The following is a 9,238-nucleotide window of genomic DNA, read 5'->3' as shown; positions in this document are numbered from 1 at the left end:
GGAAACACAACGGACGAATCCGCATGGCCGAGAATGATGCCGTCGCACGGCGCAGCCAGGGTCTCTTGCAGTTTGCCGAAGGCATTGTAAGTACGCGCGACGGGTTGCCCCTGCTTCACGCGGCGTCCGGGCTCGACCAGGAAGCGGATGACGCCACTGGTCGAAGCCATGGGCGCGTCGATGTAACGGAGCAATTGGTCGCGCAGGTCGCCGGGCACGGGATGCTCGGGCGGTTCATCGACGGGTTCCGTAAGTCCGAGGTGCGTGAGCACACGCCAGATGGCGCCGCGGCCCAGCCGCGTCAGGTGCTCATCGACGACGTAGGAGCCGCCGAGTTCGAGCGTGAGCGCGGGCACGTCGTGCCGGAGCAGACTGTACGACAGCGTGCGGTGTGCTTCCTCCGTGTCGCGGATGACGAGGAATCCGGCGGCCTGGCTGACTTCGCTCGCGCGCTCGTAGACGGCGCCGTGATTCGCCCCGGGAAACGGGTCGAGCAACGTGTAGGGAATCGACTTCATCCAGTCGTTGTGCAGGTCGAGCACGAACGCCGGCTCGGTTTCCATGATGGCGGTAAAAATGCGGTGCGCGATACGTTCGCCGAGCGAACCCGTGCGGCTGCCGGGAAAGGACCGGTTGAGGTCTTCTTCCGTGGGCGTGATGTGACGGGACGCCGTCTCGAAACCGAGGGGGTTCATCAGCGGGAACGCGTGCAGCGCCCCCCGGCGCAGCGGCGATTTGCGCAGGCGCTTGAAGATCTCCTGGATGATGACCATGCCGCCGACTTCGTCGCCGTGCCCGCACGCGGTCAGCCACACTACCGGCCCGGGCTGCGCGCTCGTGGCGGTCATCATGGGCAGCCGCCGCCGCGACAAGTCGGACCCCGTCAAAATGCTCAAGAACGAGTACTTGACCTGTTGTTCCCGGGGAACCGGCTGTTTTCCCGTGTCCGCCATGGCGCCTCACGCTTCGCGCGACGATGAGACAGGCAACCAGCGTCGCTCGATTTCCTCGAGGGTCTTTCCTTTCGTCTCGGGGATGAACCACGCGACAAACAGGAACGCCACAACGCACATCGCGCCGAACAGATGATACGCCTTGCCGCCAAGCGCGTCCATCAGCGGCGGATAGAACTGCGTGACGAGGAAATTAGCGGTCCACAGACATACCACCGCGACCGACATGGCCGCGCCGCGGACGCGCGTCGGGAATATCTCGGACAAGACCACCCAGACGACGGGGCCCATTGCCACGGCGAACGACGCCACATACGTAAGGATGAAGATCAGCACCCAGGGCCCTTCCGTCTTGCCCGGCGTGTACAATGCGCCCACCAGGAACAACGAGAGGCCCATGCCCGCCGAAGCGCACAAAAGCAGCGGTTTCCGGCCCAACTTGTCGACGACCCAGATCGCCACCAGCGTGAATGCGACGTTCACTGCGCCGACGATGACCGTCTGGTAAATCGCGTGCGTCGATTTCAGGCCCGCGCCCTGGAAAATCTCCGCGCCGTAATACAGAATCACGTTGATCCCGGTAATCTGCTGCAGCACGGCCAGGATCACGCCCAGAAGCAACGCGAATCGAATGCCGGGCCGGAACAACTGCCGCAACGAGAGATGTTCCTGCGCCAGTGCGTTCGCAATCGCGGCCGATTCCCGCGCCGCGCCGTCCGCGCCGTTGACGCGCGTGAGCACGCGGAGCGCCTCGCCGTGCCGGTGCTGCTTGACCAGCCAGCGCGGGCTTTCCGGCACGAAGAGGAGACATATCAGAAACAGCACGGCGGGCAGCGTCTCCGAACCGAACATCCACCGCCATCCGTATAAGACGTTCCAGCTTTTCGGGTTCAGGTCTTGCATGGCCGCGCCCGCCGCCTGGTACAGGTCCGTCGCTTCGCCCCGCGCGGCGATGATCGCGTTCACGAAATACACGACCAGCATGCCTGAGACGATGGTGAGCTGGTTCACGGACACAAGCCGGCCCCGGATGCGCGCGGGCGAGATTTCGGCGATGTACAACGGCGACAGGATCGACGCAGCGCCCACGCCGAACCCGCCGATCATGCGCGCCCACGCGAACTCGGCCAGCCCCCGCGGGATCGCCGACCATACGGCCGACACCGCAAACAGCACCGCCGACAACAGCATTACCTTCTTGCGGCCGAACCGGTCGCTCAGCACGCCCGCGAAGCACGCGCCGACAATGCAGCCCACGAGCGCGCTCGCCGTCGCCCAGCCCTTCCAGAACGCGTCCAGCTGGAAATGCACGCTCAGATAGCCGATGGCGCCATTGATCACCGCCGTGTCGTAGCCGAACAGCAACCCGCCCAGCGCCGCCACCAGCGAAATGAGCGTCACGTACCTGACCTGACTGCCGCGGCTGGAACCCGCGCCCCCCGCATCGCCCGTCTGCTCGTGCCTGGACATTTCCCCGCGCTCCTTCCTGCATGGATGGCGGATTATAGGAAAAACACAAGCCGGGAAGACACCCGCTGCCGCGCCGGGAGCAGTCATGGCTCTTTCCCAATCCGCGATGGGGAACGGGGATGGAGCCTGCGGCCCTTTCCGCTCCGGGTCGTCCAAGTCTTCCGTGGCGCGTTTTTGTTGCCGCACCGTATCCCGGGGCCGGTAAGGCGAACGCGTCCTCGAAACGGCCGGAGAAAACGGCGCGGCGGATCGCGACGATGGCGAAGCGCTCGTGCGGGAAGTGTTCGCGCAGGGGGCGGGAAACGTGCTAGAGTATTTGGCTTTGGAGCGTTATGCCGCCGGTCTAAAACCCGACATGCAGCGGGTGAGTCATATAGGCGTTGTGCCGGACGGGGCGGGTGGAAGGAGCCGCTATGGTTGAGAAGGGTCACGGGGAAGCCGTTATGCAACCGGCGCCGTGCGTATTGTTCATGGGCGATTTCAACGTGGGTAAATCGTCCCTGATCAATGCGCTGATGCGGCGCGAGGCGCTGTACGCAAGCCGGGAGGAGAGCCGCGCACTGCCGACGTTTGTTGCGCGCACGGACCGGGCCGAGGCGCACTTCTCGGCATACCGGCCGGACCCGCACCGCATCGATGAAAAGGGGCAGGACGAGTTCTTCGATATCCGGCAGGACCGAAACAACGATGCCGGTTACGTCGCGATGGGCGCGCGATTTCCGGCGGCGCCGTTCCTGAACCTGGTGCTGATCGACACGGCGGGCGCGTCGAGCGATTCCTGCGAGACGATCGACATATCGCACCTGGCGGCGCCGGACGAGGCGATGCTCGTGGTCGTGACGGACATCGAGTACTGGGCCGCGCGGCATACGCTGGATTTCGTGCGCAGCCATTTGCCGGTCTTCGGCGGCGCGCTGGTCCTGGTCGCAAACAAGGCGGACCATCTGAACGCGAGCGAAATCCGGCGGATCACCGACAAGGCGCCGGACCGGCTGCGCGCCTATGGCATCGACCCGGCTCCGCGGTTTTTCGCGGTGTCGGCGCGGCTCGAATTCGCGCGGCACACGCCGCGCAACGAGTACCGGCACCGCACGCGGCGGGAAGTGCGCGAACTGTGCGATGCGAGTTTCGACGCGTTCCGCGTCGCGTTGTATGAATTCGAGGCGTCGCGGGCAATCCCGAACGGGACGCCGACGTTCCGCCAGTTGTTCGAGTCTCCCGTCATCGCGTCGTTTCTGAAGACCCAGGGGACGGCCGTCGTATGAAGTTCTACAAAGAACATGAAGAACACCGGGCGTGGGTGTTGTCCGCGCTGGACCGGCTGTACAGCTTTGTGCGGAACGACGCGGATTTCCGTGCGGACCGGGAACACGAGGAAGGGGCGATCATTTCGCAGCGCAAGTCGGTCGAGGAGGGCAAGTACCGGATTGTCTTTCTCGGTACGTTCAACGTGGGCAAGTCGACGGGCATCAACGCGTTCCTCGGCGGCGCGTATCTGCCAATGGACGTCGAGGAGTGCACGTCGAAGCTGACGTACATCGAGCGCGGGGAGCGCATGGACCTGCGGCTCAAGCTCGTCGAGCACGCCTCCGAAGAGGAACTGGCCACGCTGCGCACGGCGCTGGAAGAGGTTCCCGCGCGGGTTTCGCGCACCGAAGACATCCCCGGTCTGTACGTCGCTTTTGATTCCAGCGCGCCGTCCGTCATGCGCCGCGCGCTGGTCCCGCTGGTCACGGTTATGGCGGACGAAGAGTTTCCCCGGCTCGCGCCCCTGCGCGAGAAGATCCAGGAATTGCGGTTGGCGCTGCCGTCCGCGGTGATCGAGCAGGACATCGCCTTTGTCGACACGCCGGGCGTGCACTCGATCTCGATGACGCGTCAGGAAATCAGCTACAGCATCATCGAGCGCAGCCATCTGGTCATTTGTTTCGTGGACAGCGGGCTGGTCGGCAATATTCACGACCTGAATTTCATCAAGCGCATCATCAAATGGCGCGGCCGCCGCGTGTTCTTCGTGTTGAACAAGGCCGACAAGCTCGAGCGCGACGAAATCGACGTGCGCGGCGTGCGCGGCCCCGCGAAGGCGCTGATCCAGACTTTCAAGCGCCACGAAATCCCGGAGGATTCCGACATCTTCTTCCTTTCGGGCTATCGCGCGCTGCGCGCCCAGGAACTGGAGAACGGTCACGTTACGCTCGAGGAACTGCTCGAGGACAACAAGCTTTCCGTGCCCACGAGCGTGCGCGAACGGCTGGACGAGAGCGACGACCCGAAGACGGAACTTGCCAGTTACCTGATGATTCAAAGCCGCCTGCCGTCGCTGAAGGAGCGGCTGCTCGACTACCTGCTTTTCGAAAACAAGGAAGGCGCGGTGGTCGAGTCGGCCTGCAAGTTCCTGTGCGAACGCGCGGACCGGTTCCTGGCGCCGTTGGCGATGGAAATCCGGCTCGCGGAACATCCGGCGGAGTTTGAAGAACTGCGGGCGAACCGCGAGGCGCTGATCGAGAGCCTGAACCGGGTGCGCGCGCAGGCGGAGCGCACCCTGAATGAATATAACGCCCGGAGCAAGGGGGGGCGCATTGGCGAGCAGGAATACGAAGGCTACGAGGCCCAATTCCGCGGGGCGATGTCGGACGCGGCCATCGAGGAGCATGTACTGGTTCCGATGTACCGGTGGCTGCGCGACAGCGCGAACCTGCGCGCGGCGCGGCAGAGCAATTTCGCCGCGCTCTCGCTTCAGGTCGAGCATCAGGTCGATGAATTCGTCTCGCGGATCATGGCGGAATTGAACGCGAGCATCGAACAGGCGGAAAGCGCGGCGCGTCAGGCGATTGCGGAGCAATTGATGCAGGTGCGCGGCATCCGCATGCACATGGCAAGCCCGGCGGGCATCCACATCGGCGGTATCGAAGCGAGCATGGCCTCGAGTTACGCCACCTTCGGCGCGAGCGGGCTGCTGGTCGGCGCCGCGGCGGGCGCGACGGTCGGGTCTGTATTCCCCGGCGTGGGCACGGCCATCGGCGCGGGCCTGGGCGCGCTCCTCGGCATTGTGGGCGGGTTTCTGACACGGTTCGCGTGGGGCGACGAGAAATGGCGGCAGAAGATCATGCCGGTCGTGCGTGAAAACGTGATGAACATGCTGGTCCATGGCGGCAAGGACGCCGAAGAGAACCGGACCACGCCGGTCATGGAGATTGTGATCGATTATTTGAACCGCCGCGCGAACGAGTTCTACAAGGCGGTTCAATTCGAGGTGGACACGGCGGTATCGCAGGTGCAGCGCGAGTGTGACGACCTGTTGGCGCGGGAAGAAGTAATCCGGCGTGAATGCGACACCATTCTGGCGCGGCTCCGCCCGAAAGCGGCGTTGCTCGAAGAAATGCGGGACAAGGCCGCGGAAGTTATCCGCCAAACCGCGGAGCGCGATGCGGAGCGCGTATGAATTGGGAAGCCCCGGATGTCGTCCATGTTCTTGAACTCCGTCTGAAGACGGCGCGTCTGGAACTCATGGAGGACCCGAGAATCAAGAACGCGCATGAGGCCCGGTCCGATGAACCGCTCCGCTTCCTCGCGCAGTTGATCGAGGAGAAGATGGCGGCGGCGGCGCGTTTCGGCCTGGAAGCGGCCGAGGCCTCGCTTCGGCTGTGGGCTACCGACGCGCTCCTGGCCGCGGGCGTGCCGCTGGAAATCACGCGCGAGCGCCTCGAACTGGCCGGGCGGCAACTGTTGCATCCGCCCGCGCCGGTGAACGCGGGGCCGCCCCGCGCGGGGCTGCGGCCGGGCGTGGCCGCCGCGCTTGTGCTGGGCGCATGGACGCTGGCGTGCGTTGCCGCGTGGCTGGTGTACAGTCTTCACCCGCTGTTTTGTGCGGTTGCGGTCGGCGCGGGCGGCATCCCCGCGGTGGGCGTGCACGGCTGGAAAGACGGCCGGCTTGCCACCATGAAGCAGCAATTGGCCGGCGAAATGCCGTCGCGCATGGCGCGTCATTATATGGATGTTCTGCGCAAATCCGTCGAGGAATACGGGCGGGAAGTCGAGGCGATTGCCCGCGCGGAGTCCCGGCGTCACTGAAGGGATAAACAGGCAAATCGGCGCCGAAGTTCCGCCGCTGCAATGGCGGTCCGGGCGCCAAGCAGACAGAAAGGAGTCAGCATGAACGCGAATTGGACGAAGGCAGTCATGACTACGGTTGTTCTGGGGTTCGCCGCCGCATGGCCGGTCACGGCCATGGCGGAAGACGCGGCGCGCCCGGAGGGCACGCCCGCGGATTGGCAGCCGCTGCAGATTGAGTTGCCCGAACCGTTCTTCGGCGGCACGCCGATCGACTACTGGGGCCCGAATCTGGAGCCGGAGAGCTACAAGGACCGCGACCCCTTCTTTGCGCCGCCGGGCGTGACGAATGTGGCGCTGGAGAAGAAGGTCACGAGCAGCTTCGAGGACCCGATGGTTGGCGAACTCGAACAGGTGACCGATGGCGACAAGAACTATGCGAAGAGCAGCCTCGTGGAGCTGGGCACAGGCGCGCAGTGGGTACAGGTCGACCTCGAAAAGGAATACGAACTGTACGCCATTCTCGTGTGGCACTTCCATGAAGGCAAACGCGTCTACTTTGACGTTGTCGTCCAGGCGTCAAACGACCCCGAATTCAAGGAAGGCGTGACCACCGTTTACAACAACGACCACAACAATTCCTCGGGCCTTGGCGTCGGCCAGGACAAGGAGTATGTCGAGAGTTACCAGGGCCGCCTGATGAAGGTGGACGCAGTGCGGGCGCGCTACCTGCGGCTGTACACCAATGGCAACACCGCCAACGAGATGAACCACTACGTGGAAGTGGAAGTCTACGGCAAGTAAGCCGGCCTGAAATCGATGATTGTTGAGCGCAGCCGGGGCCGGCCTTGTTGTCGGGCCCCGGGGCGGTTTCCGGTTTCCGGGGCGGACATAACGTGTTGTCACGACGGGTAGCCTTGTTCGGCATTGCCATGGCGCTGCTGGCGGCGGCCGCGCTGGCGGTGCGGCTGCCGCGGCTCGGCGAGCGGCCCTTCCACGGCGACGAGGCCAACCAGGCCGTGCGGACCGGTATCCTGCTCGAAAAAGGCGAATACCGGTATGACCCGCACGAGCACCACGGTCCCAGCCTCTACTACCTCGCGCTGATCCCGATTCGGATCAGCGGTGCGCGCACGCTGGCCGAAACCACGGAAGTCACGTTCCGCGTTTTGCCGGTGCTGTTCGGAGTGGGCATCGTTCTGCTGCTCTGGCCCCTGGGCGCGGGGTTGGGGCGCGGCGCGGCGCTCGCGGCGGGCCTGCTCACCGCCATATCCCCGGCGATGGTTTACTACAGCCGCTACTATATCCAGGAGACACTGTTTGTCTTTTTCGCGTTGCTCCTGATTCTTGCGGGGTGGCGCTACCTGCGGCGGCCCCTTTGGGGCTGGGCCGCGCTTGCGGGGCTTGCGGCCGGGGCAATGTTCGCCACGAAAGAGACCTGCGCCGTACTCTTCCTCGCCATGACCGTGGCGCTGGCGGGCACGGCGCTTTGGGGGCGGCTCCGGCCCCGCGGCACGGGCATCCTGCCCGTGCGAGCACGTGGGCAGGACGCTGAGGTTATGGGAGGTGAGCATGGGCGGGACGCCCATGCCACGGGGGCGCACGCGGCCTTGTTCGCCGGTGTCGCGCTGGCGGTCTCGATTACTCTGTTCTCATCGTTCTTCACGCACCCGCGAGGGGTGCTCGATTCCGTCCTCGCGTTTGCCAACTACGTTCATCGTGCGGAAGGCGCGGGCAGCGCGGGCATTCACGACCAGCCCTGGTATTACTACCTGTATCTGCTCGCTTACACCTGCCGGACGGCCGGCCCGCGCTGGAGCGAAGGGTTGATACTTGCGCTCGCGGCGACAGGTGCGCTGTCGATACTGTTCCGGCGTGATTCGGCGTCGTCGAAGGGTGACGCGCGGCTGCTCCGTTTTTTGCTCCTGTATTGTGCGGCGGTCACGGTTCTGTTCAGCCTGATTCCTTATAAGACGCCCTGGAATCTGCTGCCCTTCTACCAGCCGATGATCCTGCTCGCGGGCGTGGGCGCGGCGGCGCTGTTCCGTTGGGCGCGACGGCCGGTTGCACGGGCGCTGCTCGCGCTGGCGCTGGCCGCGGGCGCCGCGCATCTCGGTCATCAATGTTACCTGGCCAATTTTGTCTACCCCGCGGACGTGCGCAATCCCTATGTCTACGCCCACACCAGCACGGCCGTCCGGCGCATGATCGACAGCATCGACGCCATCGCGGCCGTGCATCCGGACGGCGAGAACATGCTGATTCGCGTTATCCAGCCCGACGGTGATTACTGGCCCCTGCCCTGGCTGCTGCGCGGCTATACGCGCGTAGGTTACTGGACCGACATGCCCGAAACGCCCGATGCGCCGGTAATCATCGCCGACCCGAGACTGGGTCCCGCGCTCGACGAACGCCTCGCCGCGGACTACATGGTCGAGATGCACGGGTTGCGCCCCAGCGTGCTGCGGTTGGTGTTTATTCGCCGCGACCTCTGGGATGCGTTCATGGCTCCGCGCCGCTGACCCTGGCGCGCGCTGTCAAGCACGAAATCCACGCTTGCCGCCGCGGACCAAGGGGGTGGGGAAGGACAGCGGCACCGGAGCCGCCATCCTTCCCCGGGTCCGATAGCGTGGGGGGTTAGAGCATTTTATCTTTGCATGCATACGATTGAGTGACAAAAGAAGCTGCGGCTTTCTTCGGGGGTGACCTCCTCCAGGGCAGTCGCGATGGCCTCGAACAGGGCGTGTTGGGTGCGGGCTTTGGCG

Annotated in this window: 7 protein-coding genes; 5 read left to right on the top strand and 2 right to left on the bottom strand. The window is 64.7% G+C overall.

Annotated elements, in window-relative coordinates:
* Window positions 1–953: succinylglutamate desuccinylase/aspartoacylase family protein (locus KA184_13515; protein MBP8130591.1), on the bottom strand; the 953-nt coding region annotated here is incomplete at its 3' end.
* Window positions 954–959: 6 nt separating this feature from the next.
* The gene (locus KA184_13510; protein ID MBP8130590.1) at window positions 960–2,423 is read right to left on the bottom strand and encodes a sugar porter family MFS transporter; all 1,464 of its coding nucleotides are present in this window, start codon (window positions 2,421–2,423) and stop codon (window positions 960–962) included.
* Between the two features lie 413 nt (window positions 2,424–2,836).
* Between KA184_13510 and KA184_13505 the strand changes: the two genes are divergently transcribed.
* The 5 genes from KA184_13505 (at window position 2,837) to KA184_13485 (ending at window position 8,995) form a co-directional block, all read left to right on the top strand.
* Window positions 2,837–3,688, top strand: a complete 852-nt coding sequence (locus KA184_13505) for a 50S ribosome-binding GTPase (GenBank protein ID MBP8130589.1) — start codon at window positions 2,837–2,839, stop codon at window positions 3,686–3,688.
* Window positions 3,685–5,865 (top strand): dynamin family protein, encoded by a 2,181-nt coding sequence (locus tag KA184_13500; GenBank protein MBP8130588.1) that lies wholly within the window; start codon window positions 3,685–3,687, stop codon window positions 5,863–5,865. Before KA184_13505 ends, KA184_13500 begins: the two co-directional genes overlap by 4 nt.
* A complete protein-coding gene (locus tag KA184_13495; GenBank protein MBP8130587.1) occupies window positions 5,862–6,494 on the top strand; it encodes a hypothetical protein in 633 nt (210 codons plus the stop codon). The genes KA184_13500 and KA184_13495 overlap by 4 nt, the downstream gene beginning before the upstream one ends.
* Before the next feature lie 156 nt (window positions 6,495–6,650).
* Window positions 6,651–7,277 (top strand): hypothetical protein, encoded by a 627-nt coding sequence (locus tag KA184_13490; GenBank protein MBP8130586.1) that lies wholly within the window; start codon window positions 6,651–6,653, stop codon window positions 7,275–7,277.
* 92 nt (window positions 7,278–7,369) lie between these two features.
* Window positions 7,370–8,995 carry a TIGR03663 family protein gene (locus tag KA184_13485; protein ID MBP8130585.1) on the top strand — a complete coding sequence of 542 codons (1,626 nt, stop codon included), beginning with the start codon at window positions 7,370–7,372 and terminating at the stop codon, window positions 8,993–8,995.
* Window positions 8,996–9,238: the final 243 nt, after the last annotated feature.

Source organism: Candidatus Hydrogenedentota bacterium (genome assembly GCA_018005585.1).
Classification (GTDB): Bacteria; Hydrogenedentota; Hydrogenedentia; order Hydrogenedentales; family JAGMZX01; genus JAGMZX01.
The sequence above is the reverse complement of the archived record's forward strand: the minus strand, read 5'-3'. Positions and strand labels throughout refer to the sequence as shown.